The sequence below is a fragment of the Moraxella sp. K127 genome, from assembly GCF_015223095.1.
Taxonomy (GTDB): Bacteria; Pseudomonadota; Gammaproteobacteria; order Pseudomonadales; family Moraxellaceae; genus Moraxella.
This window is the reverse complement of sequence record NZ_JADFBZ010000048.1, coordinates 1-21,609: the sequence shown is the minus strand read 5'-3', so window position 1 is coordinate 21,609 and position 21,609 is coordinate 1. Positions and strand designations below refer to the sequence as shown.

Genomic DNA, 21,609 nt, shown 5'->3' with positions numbered 1-21,609 from the left:
ATTTGAGCGATGTTTTCTTTACGCTAATTTTTACAAAGGCTTATGAATCTTAAAGCCGCCGTCCACCAAAATCTCAGCCCCTGTGATGAATTTGACTTCATCGCTTGCCAAAAACAGCGTGGTATGTGCCACATCAAGCGGGTTGCCCATGCGTCCAAGCTGATTAAAGCTGGCGATTTCTGCCAATTTTTCATCGCTGGAATACTGCTTTGCCATAGGGGTCAAAATCGGACCGGGCGATACGGAATTGACACGGATATTGTATTTGCCAAGACGTGAAGCCATGGCACGGGTCAAGGCGTCGACCGCCCCTTTGGACGCCGAATACGAAATGCCCGCAATGCCTTTGCCTGCCACGTGTACGCCTAGGGTATTGATATTGACAATCGAGCTGATGTCGTTTTTCTTCATATAAGGCACAACGGCACAAATCCCCAAAATGCCCCTTCGGCATTGACTTTCATCACTTTTTGCCATTCTTCCAAAGACGCATCTTCGTATTTCCAGTCTTTACCGCCAATGGCAGCGTTATTGACCAAAATATCAATTTTGCCGAATTTCGCCACAACTTCTTGGGTAACTTTTGTCCAAGACTGCTCGTCTGCGATGTCGTGGACAATGCCCAACGCCACATCGCCATACTCGCCTTGAATGTCGGCAACCAAATCTTTAATCGCCTGCTCTTGCACATCGGTAATAATCACGGTCGCACCTTCACGGGCAAACACCCGAGCGGTCGTCTCGCCCATGCCACTGGCGGCACCTGTGATAATGGCGACTTTATTGGTTAATCGTTTCATATTCAATCTCCTTAACTAATTGATTATTTATAAATTATTTTCTTAACCCATACTGATACGGCACGCCCAAATGCTCACGCAAAGTTGAACCTTCATAATCAGCATGATAAATCCCACGCTCCTGCAAAATCGGTACGACTTTTTCCACAAAATCTTGCACGCCTTTTTGGCTGTCGGGGGCGAGCGAAAAGCCGTCTGTTGCCCCTGCTTTGAACCAGTTTTCCATAAAGTCCGCCACATCGGTTGCCGTGCCGACCACCACAGGGTGGTAGTTAATCACGCCATTGGCAAGGGCTTCTTTGGGCGACATACCTTGTTTGATGAGTTCTACCGCTCGTGGCGAGCGTGGGTCGTGTGGGTGCGGTGTCGCCTGATTTTGCAAATGTTTTGGCAAAGGCTCATTCAAATTAAGCCCATGCAAATTCACGCCAATCATCGCCGACAAATAGCGAATTTGCCCATAAAATTCATCATCGCTCATGAAATCAATGAGCTTCATTCTGCGAGCCAACGCTTCTTCATACGTGTCGCCAATCGTGAACATAAATCCGCTAAACATATTGATGTCGTCAGCGTTTCTGCCGTGCTGTATCGCACTTTGTTTGAGTACATTGCGGTAGGCTCGTGCTTCGTCAATCGTAAACGGATTGGCATACACGCCACTGGCAAAACGCCCAGCCAGCTCCACCCCCTCTGGACTTGGGCCTGCCTGAAAAATCGGCGGTTGCCCCTGTGGTGTGGCAGGAATGGGCAATGCCCCTTTGACTTGGTAATGCTTGCCTTGGTAATGGGCAGGCTTGATTTGGCTCATGTCGGCAAACACGCCTGTGGCTTTGTCGGTGATGTAGGCATTTTCGCCAAACCCGCCCCACAAGGTTTGCACCGCTTCCACCATTTCGTGTGCCATTTCGTAGCGTGTGGTCGTATCAGGCAGGGGCTTGTCGCCAAAATTGTAGGCGGTCTCTCGTGTGCCTGTGGTAACCGCATTCCAGCCGACACGCCCTTGGCTTAATGTGTCCAGCGTTTTTAATTGACGAGCCAAATTGTAGGGCAGGTTGTAAGTGGTGGAAAAAGTCGCCACCATGCCGATTTTTTGTGTGGCGTAGGCAACGGCAGAGAGCATAACCATGGGTTCAAGCGGAAAGGCAGGCGAACGGGTGGAAATGTCCGTGCCACCGCCCCCCCCACCAAAAGACGGGGTATCAGCGATAAAGAGCGTGTGGATTTTGCCTTTTTCGGCCGTTTTTGCCATTTGGGCATAAAAATCAATGTCGGTATAGGCACGCTCGTTGCTGTCGGCAAGTCGCCACGACTGGAACTCACCGCCATAACCTGAAACCAGTTGTAGGGCAAGTTTCATTTGTTTATTGGCATTGTCAAGATAATCAGCCATGTTATTTCTCTCTTATGGTTAGGGTATGGGGATATTATAGGTTTTTATTTTTAAAATTTGAATGGCGAAAAATGGGAAGTTGGTTTTCGTTTTTGGAAAGATAAATTTTTCAGGCTGCCTGAACACACAAACATCATTTCAATACCTATTGAAATGAAAAGCACGCCCTGCTATACTAACCGCCTATGAATATGAACACCGAACACGCCAGCAAACTGTTTGAAAGTCTTGCTTCGCCCACACGCCTTGCCATTTTCCAAGCCCTGACCGCCGAAGGGGGGCGTGGTATGGTGGCGGGCGATTTGGCAAAACAGCTCAATCTTGCCCCCAATAATCTGTCGTTTCACTTAAAAACTTTGGCAAACGCCAACCTTGTTTACAGTGAACAGCAGGGAAAATTTGTCCGTTATTTCGCCAATTTAGCGATGATGAACGGCTTGATTGAATTTTTATTGCATCGCTGTTGTGAAAACGCAAGCGGTGGCGATTGCGAAAAATTTTGCCAATCGTGTTAGCAAATTTTTTTGCCCATTCATTTCAATAACTCTTGAAATAAGGAACATACTATGCACCCAATCAGCATTTATCACAATCCCAAATGCGGTACTTCTCGCAACACGCTGGCTTTGATTCGCCATTTGGGCATTGAGCCGACCATTATTCATTATCTGGACACCCCGCCCGATGAACGCACATTACGCCAACTGATTGAACAAATGAACATCACGCCCAGAGAGCTTTTACGAAGCAATGTGCCTGAATATCAACAATTTCATTTGGACAACGAGGTGAGCGATAACGACATCATTAAGGCAATGCTGACCGCCCCCATTTTAATCAACCGCCCGATTGTCATCACCGAAAAAGGCGTGCGTTTGTGCCGTCCAAGCGAAGTGTTTTTGAGCATTTCACCTGTGGCATTGCACAGTGATTTTGTCAAAGAAGATGGCGAAATCATCCGCGTACAAGGGGCATAAAATGGGCATTTTTGAACGGTTTTTGAGTGTGTGGGTGGGTTTGGCGATTTTGCTTGGCGTGGGGCTGGGTATTTGGTTTACGCCTTATTTTCAATGGATTGCCACAATGCAGGTGGCTCAAATCAATTTGCCGATTGCGGTGCTGATTTGGCTGATGATTTATCCGATGATGATACAAATTGACTGGCTTGCCATTAAAAATATCCGCCACAATCCCAAAGGGCTGTGGCTGACTTTAACGGTGAATTGGTTGATTAAGCCTTTTACGATGGCACTTGTGGGCTGGTTGTTTTTTAAGGTGTTTTTTGCTGGCTGGGTAGATGAACAATCGGCAAGCGAGTACATTGCAGGTATGATTTTGCTTGGGGTTGCACCTTGTACGGCAATGGTTTTTGTTTGGTCTCAACTGGTCAAAGGCGACCCCAATTACACGCTGGTGCAAGTGTCTTTAAATGATGTGATTATGATTTTTGCCTTTGCCCCGATTGCAGGGCTACTTTTGGGTATGAACGACATCACAATCCCGTGGGACACGCTGTTTTTTAGCGTGTTGCTGTATTTGGTGTTGCCTTTGCTGGTTGGGCTTGCCACTCGCAAATCTTTGCAAGATGAACACAAAATTCGCCAATTCAGCCAGCGTTTTAAGCCTTTGTCTATCTTGGGATTGTTATTGACGGTGGTGCTGTTGTTTGCGTTTCAGGCACAAACCATTGTGGATAAGCCGATGATTATCCTGCTGATTGCCATTCCTTTATTGGTGCAGACTTACGGCATTTTTGCCTTGAGTGCGATTTGGGCAAAATGGCTTAAATTACCCCACGCCATTTCCGCCCCTGCTTGCTTAATCGGCACAAGCAATTTTTTTGAATTGGCGGTGGCGGTGGCGATTGCTTTATTTGGTTTAAATTCAGGGGCGGCATTGGCAACGGTGGTGGGCGTGTTGGTTGAAGTGCCTGTGATGTTGTCGCTGGTGTGGTGGATAAACCGAAAATCGCTGGAAAATAAAGGGGTGTAGGGTTTCAGGTTGCCTGAAAGTTATTTTGTAAAATTTAAAAATAAAAACACCGCTTGAACATCAATCCAAACGGTGTTTTAAATTAACTGACTTTTAATTCCGCCCAAGCCCTTTTGATGATTTCTTGACTGGCTTGTAATGCCAAAAATGCCAAAACAAACGCCACAATTAAATCAGGATATTTTGATTGAAAAAAATAAACTGCCATACCCGCTAAAATTACCGCCACATTACCAATCGCATCGTTTCGGGAACACACCCACACACTGCGGACATTGCTGTCGCCATCACGAAATTTTAATAATATCAACAATGCCGACACATTGACCAATAACGCCAAAAATCCCACAATGCTCATTTCAGAATAACTGGGCATTTCCCCATAAAACACACGATAAATGGTTGTCATTAAAATAAATAAACCAAAACCGCCCATCGTTAGCCCCTTAACCATAGATGCTTTGGCTCGGTAACTTAACGCCATTGGCAAAACAATCAAACTTATCAAATAATTGGCACTGTCGCCCAAGAAATCCAAACTGTCCGACAACAGCGAAGTTGAACCTGATTTAACCCCCATCACAATTTCCACAAAAAACATTGATAAATTTAATATCAAGACAATCCACAAGGCTTTTTTGTACTTGGGCGATTGATGAATGGGCTGATTTGAACCACAACAATTTTGGCACGCCATTTTTTTTGCTCCTGTTTTAAGATGAAATTTGCTATACTATAAACTCCGTAGTCATTACAGGGTCAAGCCAAAATGTCAAAATTTTTTAAAATAAAACAAGCCAGTGAACAAACAGGCGTACATTTGGAAACCATTCGTTATTATGAAAAACAAGGCTTAATCGCCCCTACACATCAACAAAACGGCTATCGTGTGTTTGATGAAAATCAGTTAGAACAATTACGCTTTATTAAAACTTGCCGTAATATCGGTCTTTCTTTAAGTAACATCAAAACGCTGTTGCAATTACAACAAACGCCTAACAAACAATGCAATGAAATCAATGCACTTGCCGAGCAACATTTGGCATATTTGGACGAACAAATCACAGAACTACAACAAGTTAAAACTTTTCTAATGCAATTTGTGGGTTGTGAAAATAAAACGGTTGATAAGTGTCAGATTATTCAAGGTATTAAAGAAAAAGAATAGCGGAATATTTTTTCAGGCAGCCTGAAACCTTTTTCCATTATGGGTTTGATTTTGACGGTGATGTTGCTGTTTGCCTTTCAAACCCAAACCATTATTGCCAATCCCTTGATTATTTTGCTGATTGCCATTCCCTTGCTGGCACAGACTTACGGCATTTTTGCCTTGGCTCACGTTTTGGCAAAATGGCTCAAATTACCACACGAAATTTCCGCCCCTGCGTGCTTGATTGGCACGAGTAATTTTTTTGAATTGGCGGTGGCGGTGGCGATTGCTTTATTTGGTTTAAATTCAGGGGCGGCATTGGCAACGGTGGTGGGCGTGTTGGTTGAAGTGCCTGTGATGTTGTCGCTGGTGTGGTGGATAAACCGAAAATCGCTGGAAAATAAAGGGGTGTAGGTTTTTAGGCTGCCTGAAAAATCCAATGCCGTCTTAAAATCACAAACCTTTAAGACGGCATAAAAAACACCGCTTTATCAAAAGCGGTGCTTTTGCCTTATTGCCCCTACTGTTTTAGCCAATCTTCCATCAGCTTAATTTCAGGCTCTTGGGCATTGATGATTTGCTTTGCCAAATCTTGCATTGCTTTATCTTTGCCGTATTCTAATTGCACTTTTGCCATATTGACCGCTCCCTTGTGGTGGGGAATCATCGCTTTGGCAAAGGCGACATCAGGGTCGGTCTCATAAATTGCCGTCATCATTTCGCCGTGTGAATTGTCCAAGGCATAGGCTTTGGCGTGTGGGGCGTTGGCGTTTTGGGTGGTCGTGTCTTTGCCATTCAGCCAGCCATTCATCAAGTCAATTTCGGCTTGTTGTCCATCAATAATCGCTTGGGCAAGCTTTCGCATTGTTTCGTCTTTGCCAAATTCAAGCTGTACTTTTGCCATCTCAACTGCTCCGATATGGTGCGGAATCATACCTTTGGCAAAAGCGGTATCAGCATCGGCAAGATTGCCCGCTTTGCTCATCTCATCGCCCATCTTGTTCATCATTGCAAGATAGGCTTGGGTATGGGGCGGAGCATTTTGAGTGTCCATCGCCATAGCAGAGTGGTTCATATTGGCGTGGTTCATCTCTGCGTGCCCGTTTTGGTTATTTGGGCTGTCGTGGGTGGTTTGGGTGTGGTTATTGTCGCCTACCATCGAGTGCGTCGGCACTTCGTTTTTGCCGTCGGCACAAGCGGTTAAAGTCGCCAAAACAACAGCGGCAACGACAAGATGTACGGCACGGTTTTTGATGAATGTCATTGGATTCTCCTTGTCAAAATGGGCATTGATAACATTGGGCAAATGACAGATTCGCCCAATGTCCATTTCACTATTTGGTTTTACGATTCACACGCACAGCCGTTGCAAGTGCAGTCATCACAAATGCACGGCTCGCCATTTTGGCAGTTGCATTTTGGATTGCAATTTTGCCCTGTGCAAGATTGGCAACCGCAGTGGGCGTTTGGGTTTTTGATGATGTCGTTCATAACAATTCTCCAAATTAAAGGTTGATTATCAAAACAAAAACCGTTTTTAAACCACTAAAAACATTGCTTTTTTGTTTTAATGAGCGTATTATAAAGTCTAACCTTATGTTAGGGTCAAGGGTTATTTTTACTTGATAACATTTTTTTACACACCACTCAATAAGGAACAACAATGAACATCGGACAAGCGTCTAAATCTACCCAACTTTCCGTCAAACAAATCCGTGATTATGAAAAAGCAGACTTATTAATTAACCCATCACGCAGTGAAGCAGGTTATCGGATTTATAACTCCAATGACATCGCTCGGCTAAAATTCATCGCCAAAGCCCGCAGCGTCGGTTTTTCGCTTGCACAGATTGGCGAGCTTTTGGCACTGCAAGACAATCCACACCGCACAAGTGCTCAGGTCAAAACGCTCACCGCCAGTCATATTGATTTTTTATCCAATAAAATCAAAGAATTAAAATCAATGCAACACACCCTGCAAGCGTGGAGCGATGCCTGCGGGGGCGATGACAATCCCGACTGCCCCATCTTAAAAGGCTTGAGCGATTTTTAACCACTATCAAAGCAGATGAATGCCATAGCTTGATAACAGCCGTGCATAACCATAAAAAACTTATTTCAAATTCGCCTGATAAAACTCGGTTAATTTATCAACCACTTGGCTGACACAATTATCTTGGTCGTATAAATCCATATGCCCAGCCCCTTTATCCAACAGCACATCGCCTTTGGCGTGGGTGCGTGTCAGGGCGATGACGGTTGCCCCTTGCATTTTGGCGATTTGGATTGCCGCCAAGCCGACCGAACTGGTTGCACCGCCCAGCACCACGACATCGCCTTTTTGCAGTTTGCCAAATTCCAACAGTCCGCCATAAGCGGTAACAAACGCCATCCAACTGGCGGACGCTTGCTCCATTGTCAGCGTGTCGGGGTGCTTGGCCACGGCGTGTTTGGGCATATTGACCAGCTCGCCATAAGTGCCGTATTCGGTAAACATAAAGGACGGAATGACGCTGACCTTATCGCCAATGGCAAATTCGCTCACGCCATTGCCAATCGCTGTTACCACGCCTGCCCCTTCGTAGCCCAAAATCGCAGGGAACACAGGGTCAATCACATACGCCCCTTCACGGTACATCATCTCGGCACGGTTTAAACCAATGGCGTGGATTTGGATTTGTACTTCATCGGCTTTGGGGGCGGGGATTTGTACGTCATTTGTACGTCAACGATTTGCAGGACATCAGGCGAACCTGTTTTGGTAAATTGAATTTGTTTGCTCATTTTTTTCTCTTTAAGTAAATATTGATTTAATCGTGGAAAAACACGGTTTCGCCTTGTGGGGCTCTGGGCTGACGAATGTCATTGGCTGGCGATTGGCTATCAGGTTTACCAAAAGACACGCCCACCATCAACTGATAATCATCAGATACGCCAAACTCTTCTCGTACCACATCAGGATACATCGCCAACAATAGCTGTGGCACGCTACCAAAACCACGAGCAGTCAAAGACAACATAAAGGTTTGTACAATCATACCCACATCCATTGCCGAAAACACATTGTCGCCAATTTTGGGCATAAAGAAAAAAGCACAATGCGGTGCACCATAAAAACGCACATTCTCTTCGGCAAAATTTTTACGACCTTCTTTATCGGCACGAGAGATATTAAAAGCATCGTACAGGCGTTTGTAGGCATCACGCATACGCTCTTCATATACGCCGACAAAATTGGCTTGGTCATAACCAAAATCAGGGTTTGGCGTGCCATTTCTAAACCGCTCAACCAATTTATCGGACAAACGAGCCAATGCATCACCCGACACAATATGAATTTGCCAAGGCTGGGCATTGACCGCAGACGGGGAACGCAAGGTATCATCAAGTACCGCACCAATGTCGGCTTTGGATAAAGTTTCGGGCAAAAACTCACGAATGGATTGGCGAGTTTGAACGGCGGTTGAAAAATCAAGCATAAATTACTCCAAATAAATGATTTTGTTTAGGACGTGTTAAATTTACATCTTATTTTATAAAATGTTATCAATGTTCAATACGTCCAAAGATAATGCCTATTTTAAAACAATATTAAATTTGTTAAAATAACATAAACAACAAAACTCTTTTGCTAAATTAGCATAAATAGTTTTGATAAGACAAAAAAACCGCTTTTATTTAAAAAACGGTGTTTTTTATTATGTAAAATTAGTATTCAAGTGGTGTGTATTCAACAGGTACCCAAGAATAGCCCTTTTTCTCTTGGCGAATATGCCCAAGTCCTGGGAATGGCAAGTGAGCCCCTGCAATCCAAGTTTTGTTTTTGGCAAGTTTTGGAAACATCGCCAATCGGCTGGCACGAGCTGATTTTGCATTCACATCAAACTCGGCTGCCACACTTGGTTCAGGCAGTTGCAAGGCGTGGTTGTGCAACAAATCGCCCCACACAAACAATTTTTCGCCTTTTGATGAGACTTCCACACTGCTATGACCTGGGGTATGCCCTGTGGTTGGCACGGATTTGAAATTTGGGATAATTTCATCGCCCAAATTATAATATTTCACACGCCCTGCCGCCGCATAAGGAGCAACCGCATCTCGTGTCTATTGGGCATATTTTTGGGTATGCTCTGGCATTTGGCTGATAGGCGTGTCTAACCAAAAGGCTTTTTCTTGATTGGCAATATAAACGGTTGCATTTGGAAATTCCATTTTGCCATTGCGAGTTACGCCACTAAAATGGTCAAAATGCAAATGCGTTGGAATAATGGTATCCACCTGTTCAGGGCGATAGCCTGATTTAATCAAACTTTCGGCTAATTTACCCACTTTATCATCAAACACATCACCAGAACCTGCGTCAAGTAGCACCAAATTTTTGCCTGTGTTAATCAAATACCCCGTAACAGCCGTTTGTACGCCACCATCTGGAAGCATTGGACGAAATTGCCCTGAAATCAACTCATCTAATTGTTTTTTGGTTAATTTGGTAAACTGTTGATAAACAGGTGTACCAATGGACAAATAACCGTCATACAAAGCGGTAACTTCATAATCGCCAAGCATCATACGATAGTAGCCGTCCACTTGGGTGCGTTTTTGTGCTACGGCATTTTCTGTGGGTTGATAAACTGCGTGTGAATGCGAATGCGTACCGTGAGCCATTGCCACCGAGCTAAAAAGCGAGCCTGCAAGCAATAACGCCGTGCTGATTTTGGATAATGTTTTCATAAAAAACCTTATAAAATAATGAATAATAGATAAAGCAAAATGCTCTATCCTGTGAAGTGAGCATATTGTAATGGCTTTTTAAATTTGTTAAAATAGCAACAATAACAAAACGCCTATGCCAAAACCGCACAAATGAACCCCAAAAACACCACACTCCACGCCCTAGAAATTTTTTTAGCCGTTGCCAAAGAAAAGAATTTTTCCGAAGTCGCCCGCCAGTACGATGTGGCAAGTTCGGTCATTTCTCGGCAAATCAAGCAGTTAGAAGACGATTTTGGGCAAACGCTGTTTTATCGCAATACCCGCTCCATGACGCTTACCCAAGCTGGCGAGCGGTTTTGTGGCTACGCCCAAACCATACTGCACCAATTTGACCGTCTGCACCATGATATGTACCAAACCGACAGTGAGCCAACAGGCATTGTCCGCATTAACGCCCCTGTGTTTTTTGGGCAAAAACACCTAACGCTCCATTTGCCAGAGCTACAAACTCGCTACCCCAAACTCAATAGACTTCTTTCCAAACCCTGATTTTTATGGATTTTTAAAAACTTCAACCCCAATACTTATAAGGGTTTATTTTTAGTTTGGAAAGAGATTTAATATTCATCTAACCCAAACCGATGATTTTATTGACCCATACAGCCAAACGGCGGATTTGATTGTGCGGATTGCCGTGCCGACTGACAGCAATTTAAAGCAAAAAATCATCGCTCGCCAACGCCATTTTTTGCTTGCTTCGCCTGCGTATTTGGCGAAATTTGGCACGCCAAAAACGGTTGCTGATTTGGCAAATCATCAGGGGCTTTTTTATCGTGGCGAGCTTGGTGTATTGCGTATGAAAGATTTAAATAATAATCAACTAATTGATATTCAAGAAAAAATGATAAGCAACAATGCCAACAGTTTGATTGCAATGGCACAGGCAGGGGCGGGCATTGTGATGATGCCCGATTGGGCGGTGGCGGACGACATTGGTTCAGGCAGGCTTGTGCCGATTTTGGCGGACACGCCCATTTCCAGCGACAATCAAGAGATTTGTGTCGCCATACTCACGCCACAAAGTACTTATCGCCCTGTCAATGTACAGGCGGTTATGGATTTTTTAGTAGAAAAATGGAATCAGGGGGAAGATTGGCGGGTTTAATTTTTATAGCAAAAAACACCGCTTATCCCATGATAAACGGTGCATTCATTTAACTTAATGTTTGCCTAATTGCCCTTGCAATTTCATAGGCTAAATTCACAGGCACGGCATTGCCAATCATTTTATAAGCATCATTTAAATTTTGATAAATAAACACAAAATCATCAGGAAATCCCTGCACCCTTGCCACTTCTCTCACCGTCATTCGCCGATATAAATGCTCTTTGCCTGCCACAAATTCAAATTTATCGGCTTCTACTTTTTGCATTTTGGGAGCATTAGGGTGTAATTGGCATTGTCGCCCAGACGCTTGTACCGTAAAACCTTGCTCATGCCACGCTTTGACACGATTTCTGCTCATAAACATAGGAGAAAAACCGCCAACAAAATATTCATTGTGATTGATTGCTTGGGGGTTTTTCTTATTATTATCCAAAGCAGGAATGGCGGTATCTTGCAAATCCCAAATAATGTCTTTTAATGTGATTTTATCTTTATCATTAATGGTTGAGCCAACTGGAAATTCAAAATCAATGTTTAAATCTTTACGAAAACCAATATAAAAAACCCGTTTTCGCTCTTGTGCCACGCCATAATCTTTGGCATTAACCATAGTTAAAGTAACATCATAACCACAATCATCAAACATTTTTAAAATATTTTGCACCGCTTGATTGTGGCGATTGGCAAGCATTCCACTCACATTTTCTGCCAAAAAGAATTTGGGCTGTTTGTTTTTTAAAATACGAATATAATCAAAAAATAATTGACCACGAGCATCATCAATCCCACGCAACGCCCCAGCTTCCGACCACGATTGGCAAGGAGGCCCGCCAATAATTCCGTCAATATCATCAGGAAAATCGCTTTCTTTGATTTGACGAATATCGCCTTCTATTAGGTGTGTGTCGGGGTGATTGGCTTTAAAGGTCGCCCAAATGGCTTTGTCATACTCATTGGCAACAGGTATCTTAAACCCTGCTTTCTTAAAGCCCAAATCAAGCCCACCACAGCCACTAAATAAACTGATGATTTTCATAAGATATAGATAAATTATTTTTTAAAACGGATGAGTTTTGCTGGTTTTAACTGAGCCGGATTATTGGGGTTTTTGATAAGCACATCCACAATCTCAAATCCGTCAATCTGACCGATAAGCGACTCAATCATCGCCACATTGTCAAAACTTTGGTATTTTTGTTGATTGATGAGACACATAAAAATTAAACTCGCTATTATCGTCCCTTTGATAGACATAGTCAAACACTTTAAAGGGGCTGGCGATGGACCACATGCCACGCACTCGCAAATCAGTAATGCCAAGCGGGTCTATCTTTTTGACTTTGGCAAGCTCATTTGTGGGTGTAAATTCTATGTTGGGAATGCTCTTAACGCCAAGCGATATGGCATCTCGCACCCGTTCATAAACGGATTGGTCAGCACAATAATCATCGCCATAGACCATACACAGACTTTGCAAGCGGTTGTTTGGGGCAACACCAATCACATAAATGATGTCTTTTTCTTGCCAATCTGGCTCGCACGTTTTGCACGCTTGGGTGATTAGGGGTGAGTTGGCATACAGTTTATTTTTGGGGTATGAACTGTTTAGTGCCAACGTGGCGTTTTTGCCGATGACTTTCTTGACTTCTATGGCATCGCCGTGCTTTAAAATCATGTCGGGCGGATTGTTTTGATTGCCAAGATAGCTAAATGTTTGGCTAAGTTTGATTAAGCGGTCGTTTTCATCGGTACTGTCTAGCGTATCGGCAAAAACGTCTTTTATCCACTCTTCTAATGCCCCGCCCATTTGGTTGGCACGATTTAGTCCGTGGCTTTGGCGGTGTAATTCACCCCCAAATGACGTAACAATGCGATAAATGGCGTTAATGATATTCACAGGCTCTCCCCTAATGCTTGTACCCACCCCACAACACGCCCCACCTGCTCATCATAATCACTCATTCTATGGTCGCCCCCGTCTTGGGCGATGACGTCCGCCCCACAGCTTTCAAAAAATGCTTGGGTGGCATAAGCGTCTAACAGCTCATCACCCATTTTTAATAGCACTTTGATTTTGTGGGGATTTTTGGCGGTCAAACGGTGCTTTTCAAACCATGCCAAATCCCCATAGCGAATCTGCCAGCCCCCTGTCGTGGTGTAGATGACGGTATCGTCTGTGAGCGTTTGCCCGTCAAAATTATCCTTTAAAAATCGCTGAAAACTGACATCAGGGCGTATACTCGGATTTAACAGCACCGCAGGCGTGCCTGTCATGTCGGACAAGAGTGTGGCAAAATATCCACCTAAGGACGAGCCGACAAGCACGGCATTAGGATTTTCTTTGATTAAATTCAATAGCTTAGCCACTACGTCATCAGGTGGACAATTCAAATCAGGGCGTAGGGTATCTATGCCAAACCCTTTGGCGTGGTTGGCAGTGATGACGGCTTTGGTGGCGTTGGGGTCGGAGTCTAGTCCATGCAGGTAAATGATGGTCATGGTCGTTTTATGGGTTGTCAAATAGGTGTTATAATGGGTATCGCAAAATGGTACGATGGGCAAATATATGATAAATAAATCAAACGCCATTGTATCAATTTTTATCAATTTTCGCTATAATTAACGCTTTTTCCGCCCGACATTTGCCCTTTTTATTAGCCACACTCGCCTGCCATGCAAAACGAACTTTTTATGATAGACAACCCCTGCATTGGCGTGTGTGCCATGAATAAAAAGGGCTACTGCATGGGCTGTTTTAGAAATCGCACCGAACGCCAAACATGGCACATCATCAGCGATGGCGAGCGAGCCAAGATTTTAAAAAACCTTGGCAGGCGACGTCGCAACATCCACGCCCTACTTCGTCACAAACACCGCCAAACCCCAGTCAATTATGAGTTTGATTTTTATGGGCAGTTTGAGCAGTTAAGTTTTGATTTTTAAGTCAGTGATTTTTAAATCAGTATCGCCCTGTGGTTTTTATTTACCTTTTTTTATTCATCTTTCTTAATTTGCCTTTTTGCCTTTATCATTTATCACGGCAAATAAAGAGTAGGCACGCCCTATTTACCCCATTTATTTCCCCAGCTTATTTGCCAACGTCATACACGCTTCATAACGTCTATTGACATTGGTGGCGTACCAGTTGGTGTTTTTGTCCTGTTTCATCTTTGTACTGCTAATCACGACCTGTGGCATGATGGCATAGGTGGGGTCTTTTTTGTATTTGGCTTTAAACAGCTCGCTAACCCCTTGATACGTGGCGGTTTGCTCAAAACTTGCTTTTTTCTCTTTTTTCAAATCACTTCTGATTTGGGCGGGAGTGAGCGGTGTTTTGGCGGTGGCGAGCAGTTTGATGAGTGCCGTCTCGGTCTGTGATTTGGCACTGCTCACCGTGCCATTAGCATACAACAGCAAATCGCCATCAATGTCAAGGCTGATTCCTGTTAGGCTTGCCACACGTTTTTGAAAAGCGGAATTTCGACTCGAATACACGCCCGAATTATAATCAGCAAAGCGATACAACGGCTTATCATAGTCCGCCTGATACATCATCAAACGATGAATGCCGTAATACAGACCGCCATACTGTCCGTACATGTCAGCACGCAGGGTGCGGTCGTTCATGTTGGCTCGGCGGTGGCGTTTGGCGTAGTTGACATGCACCTGCATGGAACCTAAGGTGGTGATGGGATTTAGGCGTTCATCAAGGCTCTCGCCTGTGAGCTTAGTGAGATTATTCACGCCACTGACTTTATAGGTGCTGGTAAAGTAGTCAAACATCTGTTGGTACAGCTCATCTAGCTCTTTTTCGGTTTTTACCTTTTTGATTTGGCTCTCAAAGCTGTCATCCTTGGTCGGGCGAGTGGCGAGCATGGTGCGAAACACGCCTGCCAACTGCTTGCCCAGTTTGTCTTCTAGCTTATCATCGATGGCACGCAAGGACGCTTGCCCGAGATTGGCAACGGCAGGATTAGCATGGAAGTTGGACTCTTGGTCGATGACCGCAACCACGGTGCAGATGTTCTCTTTGTCCTTGTGCAATTTTAGCTCGTCAAATATCGCCCCGATGTCGCCTGCCCAACTTGCCTTATCCTGTGAACGGTTGGGTAGCACTTTGGCAATCTCATCATTTGACAGGGTAGGCGTGTCGGGCGTCTCTTGGGTGCAGGCAGTCAGCAGGATGGCACCGCCAAACAGAGCGATGTATAAGGACAGATTTTTTAATAGTGGATTTTTCATAAAGTGATAAAAAACAATGACAAGCCAAAAAAACGGCTTATTGTAGCAAAATAATGCCCCAATAAACCTTGTTCAATATTAATGCCATGTGTGATTTTTGTATCACGAACTGCTGGTTACATATTCACCACCCACCAGTCGCATGAGCCCTTCTTGTTGGGTGGTGGCGACAAGCCTGCCATCTTGCCAAAACTGCCCGTGGTTTAGCCCCTTGGCGTGACTGGTCGTGTCGCTCCACATGTCATACAGCAGCCAGTCGCTGACATCAAAGGGGCGATGAAAATGCATGCTGTGGTCAATGCTCGCCACTTGCAAACCCTTGGTCATAAAGCTAAGTCCGTGCGACATCAGCCCCGTGCCAACCAAATAAAAGTCGGACGCAAAGGCAAGCAGGGCCTGATGAATGGCGACAGGCTGGTCTTGCAATCCATTGATACGAAGCCAATTGGCTTGGCGGGGTCGCATGGGCTGTGGATGAATGGGGTCTCGGGGCGTGACAGGGCGTATCTCGACATGGCGTTTACGCAGGTAGCGGGCTTTTAGGGCGTCGGGGATTTTGCCGACATGGGCGTCTTTTAGCTCCTGCTCATTTTGTAGGGTGTCAGGATGCGGATATTCGGGCATGCTCTCTTGGTAATCCAGTCCACCTTCCATGGGCGAGAATGATGCCATCATGGTAAAAATGACCTGTTCGGTTGTACCAGATGTGGGGTCGTCAGGGTCGTTTGGTACGTTTTGCACCGCCACGATTTGTCTGGCGGACAGGCTTCTGCCATCACGCAGACGACGAACCTGATAAATGACAGGCAAACGAATGTCGCCCCCACGCAAAAAATAACCGTGAAAACTGTGACAAGGCTTGTCCGTCTCTAAGCTCTTTGCTCCTGCCATCATCGCTTGGGCAAGCACCTGCCCACCAAACACCCTAGCCCCCACATAGTCAAAGCTTGGTGCTGAGAACACATCGGGCGTTATCTCGGTTAGGGTCAAAGTCGTCATCAAATCACGAATCAAACTATCATCAGGCGTATTTGGCATAATCATTCCACACATCTAAAATGGCTAAGGGAAAATGGTGCTGTTTTGTATTGATAAACATCAACAAACCACACCACTTATGTCAGGCGTACAAGTATAACAAAATTTTTGTCCATTTCTAGTTAAAAATGTTAAAATACCAAGGAATATTGTCAAATCATGGCACACATTATGCTAAAACTTCCTAATATCTCTCAGATTTTTTCTAAAAAACCAAATAACAGCCCAAAATCCACCAACGAAAACCAACAAGAATCCCCCAAAAGAGCAGAGAATAAGCCATCGGCGTATCGGCACTTGTCAGGCAAAGGCTTATCCTTGGCGGTCAAGGCACAAATCTTGGGCGAAGTGCCAGAGCTTGATGATGACATTCCCACGTTTTATGTTCTAAGAGAATATTCACGCTCTAACAGTCTGCTCGTGGACATCAAGACCCGAGAGCTGGATTTGCCATCTGCCCTTGCCAGTACGACAGTGGGCAAAGACAGCGAGAGTGCGTCAGTCATCTTTTTAAAACACCGTCACGGCTCGGACAACGTACCATCGCCACGTTTAGAGCGTTTGGTCAAAGCCTGCCTAGACGACCCCACGCTGCGTGTGCGACTCATCCCTGTGACCATCCTATGGGGACGAGCCCCAAGCAAAGAAGACAGCCTGTTTCGCCTGCTGATGGCGGACGAGTGGAACACACCAAGCATTCCCAAACAGCTCTTTAACATCAGTGTGATGGGGCGTGATACGGTCGTGCAGTTTGCCAGCCCCAAAGAGCTACACACGCTCATCAAAGAGACCAAGCAGGCAGGCGAGAGCGACATCAACTCCGCCATCCTAACCCAAGCCATCGCCACCCGTCTCAAAGGCTTTTTGGACAAACAAAGAACGAGCATCATCGGGCCTGACCTATCCGACAAACGCAACATCACCGGCAAAATCCTAGCATCGCCCGTGGTACAGACCGCCATCGAACAAGAATCCGCCGCCACCGGCAAATCTATCAACGAAGTCAAAAAAGAAGCGGCAGGCTACATCGGCGAGATAACAAGCGACTACTCACACTCAGTCGTGCGGTTTTTTGACCACTTTTTGACGTGGCTTTGGGAGCGACTCTATGATGGCGTAGAAGTACGTCACTTTGAGCGGGTGCGTGAGCTTGCCCCTGACAGTCAAATCATCTATGTGCCATGCCACCGTAGCCACATGGACTACCTACTCTTGTCATATGTTATCTACAAACGGGGCTTGCGTATCCCTTATATCGCTGCAGGGGATAACCTAAACATCCCTGTACTGGGCGAGATATTGCGTAGTGGCGGAGCGTTTTTCATGAGACGTAGCTTTAAGGGCAACGCCTTGTACAGCACGGTGTTTAAGGAATATCTACACACACTCATGCAACGGGCTGTCCCCATTGAGTACTTCATCGAAGGCGGTCGCTCTCGTTCAGGTCGTCTGCTACCGCCCAAGCTCGGCATGCTTGCCATGACCGTGGGCAGTTATCTGCGTGACCCTGCCAAACCCGTGGTCTTCATCCCCACTTATATCAGTTATGAGCGGATTATGGAAGGGGCGACTTATGTGGGCGAACTCAAAGGCAAACCCAAAGAAAGCGAAAACCTACTTAGTCTCATCAAGACCGCCCAAAAGATTGAACGGGTATTTGGCACGGTGCATCTGTCCTTTGGCGAACCGCTACACCTGACCCAATTTTTGGATAAATTTAACATCAAAACTGGCAAAGACACCCTAGCGTTAGGCCCTGATGAACAAGCGGACAACGACAAGCAAACCCACGCCATGATTACCAACATCGGCGTCAAAATCATGCAAAACATCAACAAATCAGCAGTCGTCAATCCTGTCTCCCTGCTGGCACTCGTACTACTGTCCACCCCCAAATCCGCCCTTGATGAAGCCCAAGCGATAGAACAAATCGCCCTATATCAGCGTATCGCCCAAGCCCTGCCTTATGACAGCGACACCTTTGTCACTGACATGAACCCCAAAGACATCTTGGCGTATGGCTTGCAGTTAGAACTCATCGAACGCAACCCCCACGTGCTAGGCGACATGATAAAAGTGGCGGACAAACAAGCTCCCTTGCTTAGCTACTTTAAAAACAACATCCTGCACGTCTTTATCCTAGCCAGTTTTATCGCCTCACTGGTGCAACGCAATGGACGCATGTACCGTGATAAGCTAGAAAACATCAGCGAGCTTTTGTATCCCTTTTTACAAACCGAGCTGTTTTTAAAACACCCGCAACGTAGCATCAAAGACACCATTGGCGAGATTTTGGACGTACTTATCAAAGAAAAACTGGTTGTCGAATGGGACGGCGTACTCATCAGTGCCCCCGAGACCAACTCGCCTGCCTACCAACAGCTCATCGTGCTTGCCGACCCTGCCCAGCAGAGTTTGGAACGCTACTTTATGGCTTTGACCTTATTGTCCGAACAAGGTACACACCGCCTAAATACCGAACAAGTCGTCAATCTGTGCTACTTCCTAGGGCAAAGGGTGTCCGTGCTGTATGCCGATGATTTGCCTGACATGTTTGATAAGGCGTTATTTACAAGCTTCTTAGATACGCTCGTACGCATGGGTTATGTGCAGATTGAGCCTGAGATGGGCATGATTGATTTTGATGAACGCATTGACAAAATCGCCGAACACGCCAAATACGTCCTAAACCCCGACATGATTGAGCTGCTGCGTCACACCGCTCGCCTAAATGACGATGAGATTGACAGCGTCATGAATGAGATGAATAAAAAGCGTAAATTTGGACGTAAATAGCTGATTTTATTGATTTAAAATACATTAAAATGCGTTGAATATTTTTGGATAAATACATGGGGCAAATGGTAATTTGTCCCATGAAAGACACACCCATTTAAAACGTGTCTCCCAGACACACCCAAACCCATTTCAAGGAAAATCCCCATGGACATGAACGCCCTACCCACCATCAACCCCACTGCCCTAGGCGATAACGTTCCACGCAGGCATGGCAAAATCGCCCCACGCCTTGCCCGTGCCTTTTTGGACAAGACAGGCTGGCGTATCACAGGCGAGATTCCCAACGTCTCGCAGGCGGTACTGCTTGCTGTTCCCCACACCTCCAACATGGACGGCGTGTACGCCATTCCCACCCTACTCGCCCTTGATGTGGACATCAAATTACTGGGTAAAAAACAGCTGTTCAAGCTCCCCATCATGTCGCATTTTTTGACGTGGGCAGGGGTCATTCCCATTGATAGGGACAAAAAAGGCTCGGTATTACAAGCCAACATTGACCGCTTTAAAACTGGCAAACCGCTCTTTTTGGGGCTAGCCCCCGAAGGTACTCGGGGTTATACCGATGAGTGGAAAACGGGCTTTTATTATCTGGCGGTTGGGGCAGGCGTGCCCATCTTGCCTGTGGCGATGGATTATAAAACCAAAGAAGTCCGCTTTATGCCCCTATTCTACCCCACAGGCGACATTGAGGCGGATTTGCCCAAGATTTATGCCTATTATAACGGCGTACAAGGCAGGCATGTAGATAAAATGTCTAAGCCACTACAAGATTTGTCAAAATGATGGCTGAGATACACCCAACCAACTTGATATCCACCACGGGTTTGTAGGGGTTGGCTCCGCACACCCTTTGATGATATTACTATACAAGGCGTGCTCAGCACGCCCCTACGTCCACACATCATTGTATTTGTGGTAATTTTAAAGTTTCTTGGGTATAACTGGGTAAATTTTAAGGTTTTTACTTAACTTTTAAATTAAGTGGTCGAATAGCCATTTTTCATACAAAACCACACAAAACAAACCGCCCCAAACTTTGGAGCGGTTTTTTTATTAACAGGCTTTCATGATAAGGCTTTTTGATTACAAAATGGTAATGTCTTGGTCGATGTACACCTTAACATCTTGATCACTCCAAATGTTGTAGGTTGTGCCTTCTTGTTGTTCGGTACCACCTTTAACCCAAGTACCAGAGATGTCGGTTTGCAAGGTTTCACCTGACTGTACCACACTACCCAAGGTTACGGTATCGCCCACATCGCCTTTGATGTACAAAGATTGTCCATCGCCAACATATACCAACCGAACCCAAAATATGCTACAATACCCCTATGGCATACTCAGATGATTTTAGACAACAAGTACTAAGGCAACTAAATTGTGGTAAAACCTACCGACAGCTTGCCGAAGAGTACAATATCAGCACCCGCACCATTTTAAACTGGAAAGCAAACCCAGACAGAAAGGTGCGTACTTCTTATACTTCTAAGATAGACTTGGAAAAACTACGCCAAGATGTTCTTGACCACCCTGATGCTTATCAAAGAGAGCGAGCCACCCGTTTTAATTGCACAGATAGGGCGATTGCCAAGGCATTAAAACGCCTAAAACTTACTCGTAAAAAAGCGATTAAAACACCCTAATGCCAATAATGAACTAAGACAACAGTTTGTCAAACAACTTGAACAATACAAACAAGGCAATCGTCCCATTGTTTATCTTGATGAGAGTGGTTTTAGAGGTAACACCCATCGCCCTTATGCTTATGCTCATCAAAGTCAAAGATGTTATGGAACCTATAACTGGCAAGCCAAAAATCAAACCAACGCCATTGGGGCAATCTATAACAACAAGCTGTTTGCTGTGGGTTTGTATGAATGCAGTATTAACAGTCAAGTATTTTACTCTTGGGTAGAACAAGTGCTACTACCAGAACTACCACCAAACAGTGTCATTGTGATGGACAATGCCACCTTCCATAAAAGACAAGACATACAAGAGTTGATACAAAAGCACAATCACACCATTCTTTGGCTACCGCCTTACTCACCTGATTTAAATCCCATTGAACAAGTTTGGAGTTGGATTAAAGGATTAAGACAAGATTGGAGGTTGGATTGTATTGATAAGTTGTTCTTTTATTTTATGTGGTTGTGTGGTAGTTTTTAAGTTCGGTTGGTATAGTTGGTTGTCGCCAGCAAATCGCCAAAATTGTCCATCGTCACATGTTGGCTCAATGGCACAAAGCAAAGGGCGGTAAATATGTTAAAAAACCAAGCCATTGACCGCCCAATAAAAAACCGCCCCCTTGTGG

Annotated in this window: 28 protein-coding genes and 2 pseudogenes; 13 read left to right on the top strand and 17 right to left on the bottom strand. The window is 45.1% G+C overall.

Annotated elements, in window-relative coordinates; all coding sequences use genetic code 11:
- Positions 1-111 precede the first annotated feature (111 nt).
- Positions 112-800: pseudogene (locus tag IM753_RS10390) on the bottom strand (SDR family NAD(P)-dependent oxidoreductase); the annotation flags it as partial.
- A gap of 34 nt (positions 801-834) precedes the next feature.
- Positions 835-2,193 (bottom strand): NtaA/DmoA family FMN-dependent monooxygenase, encoded by a 1,359-nt coding sequence (locus tag IM753_RS10385; protein WP_065255966.1) that lies wholly within the window; start codon positions 2,191-2,193, stop codon positions 835-837.
- A 185-nt stretch (positions 2,194-2,378) separates the two neighbouring features.
- On the opposite strand from IM753_RS10385, the gene IM753_RS10380 reads away from it, so the two are divergent.
- The 3 genes from IM753_RS10380 to arsB are packed head-to-tail and all read left to right on the top strand — an operon-like array spanning position 2,379 to position 4,185.
- Positions 2,379-2,708: a helix-turn-helix transcriptional regulator gene (locus tag IM753_RS10380; protein WP_227713007.1), complete on the top strand. Its 330-nt coding sequence runs from the start codon at positions 2,379-2,381 to the stop codon at positions 2,706-2,708.
- Positions 2,709-2,759: 51 nt separating this feature from the next.
- The gene (gene arsC / locus IM753_RS10375; RefSeq protein WP_062499838.1) at positions 2,760-3,170 is read left to right on the top strand and encodes an arsenate reductase (glutaredoxin); all 411 of its coding nucleotides are present in this window, start codon (positions 2,760-2,762) and stop codon (positions 3,168-3,170) included.
- 1 nt (position 3,171) lies between these two features.
- Positions 3,172-4,185 (top strand): ACR3 family arsenite efflux transporter, encoded by a 1,014-nt coding sequence (arsB, locus tag IM753_RS10370; protein WP_062499836.1) that lies wholly within the window; start codon positions 3,172-3,174, stop codon positions 4,183-4,185.
- An 82-nt stretch (positions 4,186-4,267) separates the two neighbouring features.
- Here arsB and IM753_RS10365 read toward each other — a convergent pair whose 3' ends face one another.
- Positions 4,268-4,882: a cation diffusion facilitator family transporter gene (locus tag IM753_RS10365; protein ID WP_039195096.1), complete on the bottom strand. Its 615-nt coding sequence runs from the start codon at positions 4,880-4,882 to the stop codon at positions 4,268-4,270.
- Between the two features lie 72 nt (positions 4,883-4,954).
- On the opposite strand from IM753_RS10365, the gene IM753_RS10360 reads away from it, so the two are divergent.
- Positions 4,955-5,353 carry a Cd(II)/Pb(II)-responsive transcriptional regulator gene (locus tag IM753_RS10360; protein WP_010907411.1) on the top strand — a complete coding sequence of 133 codons (399 nt, stop codon included), beginning with the start codon at positions 4,955-4,957 and terminating at the stop codon, positions 5,351-5,353.
- 51 nt (positions 5,354-5,404) lie between these two features.
- Positions 5,405-5,749 (top strand): hypothetical protein, encoded by a 345-nt coding sequence (locus IM753_RS10355; protein WP_197035890.1) that lies wholly within the window; start codon positions 5,405-5,407, stop codon positions 5,747-5,749.
- A gap of 106 nt (positions 5,750-5,855) precedes the next feature.
- On the opposite strand, the gene IM753_RS10350 is transcribed toward IM753_RS10355, so the two are convergent.
- A complete protein-coding gene (locus IM753_RS10350; protein ID WP_065255967.1) occupies positions 5,856-6,599 on the bottom strand; it encodes a DUF305 domain-containing protein in 744 nt (247 codons plus the stop codon).
- Positions 6,600-6,679: 80 nt separating this feature from the next.
- Positions 6,680-6,826, bottom strand: a complete 147-nt coding sequence (locus tag IM753_RS10345; RefSeq protein ID WP_167346553.1) for a hypothetical protein — start codon at positions 6,824-6,826, stop codon at positions 6,680-6,682.
- Positions 6,827-6,998: 172 nt separating this feature from the next.
- Here IM753_RS10345 and cueR point away from each other — a divergent pair, with 172 nt between their 5' ends.
- The gene (cueR, locus tag IM753_RS10340) at positions 6,999-7,388 is read left to right on the top strand and encodes a Cu(I)-responsive transcriptional regulator (RefSeq protein ID WP_062499830.1); all 390 of its coding nucleotides are present in this window, start codon (positions 6,999-7,001) and stop codon (positions 7,386-7,388) included.
- A gap of 60 nt (positions 7,389-7,448) precedes the next feature.
- Here cueR and IM753_RS10335 read toward each other — a convergent pair whose 3' ends face one another.
- The 5 genes from IM753_RS10335 to IM753_RS13350 all read right to left on the bottom strand — a co-directional run bounded on the left by IM753_RS10335 (position 7,449) and on the right by IM753_RS13350 (position 10,066).
- Positions 7,449-7,976 carry an alcohol dehydrogenase catalytic domain-containing protein gene (locus tag IM753_RS10335; RefSeq protein ID WP_253842401.1) on the bottom strand — a complete coding sequence of 176 codons (528 nt, stop codon included), beginning with the start codon at positions 7,974-7,976 and terminating at the stop codon, positions 7,449-7,451.
- 11 nt (positions 7,977-7,987) lie between these two features.
- On the bottom strand, positions 7,988-8,119 hold the full coding sequence (locus IM753_RS13360; protein WP_255518666.1) for a hypothetical protein: 132 nt from the start codon (positions 8,117-8,119) through the stop codon (positions 7,988-7,990).
- Between the two features lie 26 nt (positions 8,120-8,145).
- Positions 8,146-8,814 (bottom strand): nitroreductase, encoded by a 669-nt coding sequence (locus tag IM753_RS10330; RefSeq protein ID WP_065255968.1) that lies wholly within the window; start codon positions 8,812-8,814, stop codon positions 8,146-8,148.
- Between the two features lie 229 nt (positions 8,815-9,043).
- Positions 9,044-9,400 (bottom strand): hypothetical protein, encoded by a 357-nt coding sequence (locus IM753_RS13355; RefSeq protein WP_255518665.1) that lies wholly within the window; start codon positions 9,398-9,400, stop codon positions 9,044-9,046.
- A gap of 39 nt (positions 9,401-9,439) precedes the next feature.
- Positions 9,440-10,066, bottom strand: a complete 627-nt coding sequence (locus IM753_RS13350; RefSeq protein WP_197035883.1) for an MBL fold metallo-hydrolase — start codon at positions 10,064-10,066, stop codon at positions 9,440-9,442.
- A gap of 132 nt (positions 10,067-10,198) precedes the next feature.
- Between IM753_RS13350 and IM753_RS10320 the strand changes: the two genes are divergently transcribed.
- Positions 10,199-10,597, top strand: coding sequence for a LysR family transcriptional regulator (locus IM753_RS10320; protein WP_194109250.1), 399 nt, complete (start codon positions 10,199-10,201; stop codon positions 10,595-10,597).
- Positions 10,598-10,670: 73 nt separating this feature from the next.
- On the top strand, positions 10,671-11,213 hold the full coding sequence (locus IM753_RS10315; protein ID WP_194109252.1) for a substrate binding domain-containing protein: 543 nt from the start codon (positions 10,671-10,673) through the stop codon (positions 11,211-11,213).
- 49 nt (positions 11,214-11,262) lie between these two features.
- Here IM753_RS10315 and IM753_RS10310 read toward each other — a convergent pair whose 3' ends face one another.
- Genes IM753_RS10310 through IM753_RS10300 form a run of 4 tightly spaced genes read right to left on the bottom strand, consistent with a single transcriptional unit; the run spans position 11,263 to position 13,715 of the window.
- A complete protein-coding gene (locus IM753_RS10310; protein ID WP_194109249.1) occupies positions 11,263-12,252 on the bottom strand; it encodes a DNA cytosine methyltransferase in 990 nt (329 codons plus the stop codon).
- A gap of 14 nt (positions 12,253-12,266) precedes the next feature.
- Positions 12,267-12,431, bottom strand: a complete 165-nt coding sequence (locus IM753_RS13045) for a hypothetical protein (RefSeq protein ID WP_227514675.1) — start codon at positions 12,429-12,431, stop codon at positions 12,267-12,269.
- Positions 12,394-13,113, bottom strand: coding sequence for an NgoPII family restriction endonuclease (locus tag IM753_RS10305; RefSeq protein ID WP_370582843.1), 720 nt, complete (start codon positions 13,111-13,113; stop codon positions 12,394-12,396). Before IM753_RS10305 ends, IM753_RS13045 begins: the two co-directional genes overlap by 38 nt.
- Complete coding sequence (locus tag IM753_RS10300) at positions 13,110-13,715, bottom strand: YqiA/YcfP family alpha/beta fold hydrolase (RefSeq protein WP_194109248.1); 606 nt, start codon at positions 13,713-13,715, stop codon at positions 13,110-13,112. Before IM753_RS10300 ends, IM753_RS10305 begins: the two co-directional genes overlap by 4 nt.
- Before the next feature lie 192 nt (positions 13,716-13,907).
- On the opposite strand from IM753_RS10300, the gene IM753_RS10295 reads away from it, so the two are divergent.
- Positions 13,908-14,159: a DUF1289 domain-containing protein gene (locus IM753_RS10295; protein WP_227713139.1), complete on the top strand. Its 252-nt coding sequence runs from the start codon at positions 13,908-13,910 to the stop codon at positions 14,157-14,159.
- A 132-nt stretch (positions 14,160-14,291) separates the two neighbouring features.
- Here IM753_RS10295 and IM753_RS10290 read toward each other — a convergent pair whose 3' ends face one another.
- Positions 14,292-15,458: a DUF1615 family protein gene (locus IM753_RS10290; RefSeq protein ID WP_065256763.1), complete on the bottom strand. Its 1,167-nt coding sequence runs from the start codon at positions 15,456-15,458 to the stop codon at positions 14,292-14,294.
- Between the two features lie 102 nt (positions 15,459-15,560).
- Positions 15,561-16,496 (bottom strand): acyl-CoA thioesterase II, encoded by a 936-nt coding sequence (locus IM753_RS10285; RefSeq protein WP_227713138.1) that lies wholly within the window; start codon positions 16,494-16,496, stop codon positions 15,561-15,563.
- Positions 16,497-16,667: 171 nt separating this feature from the next.
- On the opposite strand from IM753_RS10285, the gene plsB reads away from it, so the two are divergent.
- Together plsB and IM753_RS10275 are read left to right on the top strand one after the other, a co-directional pair.
- On the top strand, positions 16,668-19,292 hold the full coding sequence (gene plsB / locus IM753_RS10280; RefSeq protein WP_194109251.1) for a glycerol-3-phosphate 1-O-acyltransferase PlsB: 2,625 nt from the start codon (positions 16,668-16,670) through the stop codon (positions 19,290-19,292).
- Between the two features lie 147 nt (positions 19,293-19,439).
- Positions 19,440-20,078, top strand: a complete 639-nt coding sequence (locus IM753_RS10275; protein WP_194109246.1) for a lysophospholipid acyltransferase family protein — start codon at positions 19,440-19,442, stop codon at positions 20,076-20,078.
- Positions 20,079-20,378: 300 nt separating this feature from the next.
- Here the strand turns inward: IM753_RS10275 and IM753_RS10270 are convergent, their stop codons facing one another.
- A complete protein-coding gene (locus tag IM753_RS10270; RefSeq protein WP_194109245.1) occupies positions 20,379-20,570 on the bottom strand; it encodes a hypothetical protein in 192 nt (63 codons plus the stop codon).
- Between the two features lie 56 nt (positions 20,571-20,626).
- Between IM753_RS10270 and IM753_RS10265 the strand changes: the two genes are divergently transcribed.
- Both IM753_RS10265 and IM753_RS13475 read left to right on the top strand, forming a co-directional pair.
- Positions 20,627-20,938 carry an IS630 transposase-related protein gene (locus tag IM753_RS10265; protein WP_194109244.1) on the top strand — a complete coding sequence of 104 codons (312 nt, stop codon included), beginning with the start codon at positions 20,627-20,629 and terminating at the stop codon, positions 20,936-20,938.
- A gap of 37 nt (positions 20,939-20,975) precedes the next feature.
- Positions 20,976-21,464: pseudogene (locus tag IM753_RS13475) on the top strand (IS630 family transposase); the annotation flags it as partial.
- Positions 21,465-21,609 lie beyond the last annotated feature (145 nt).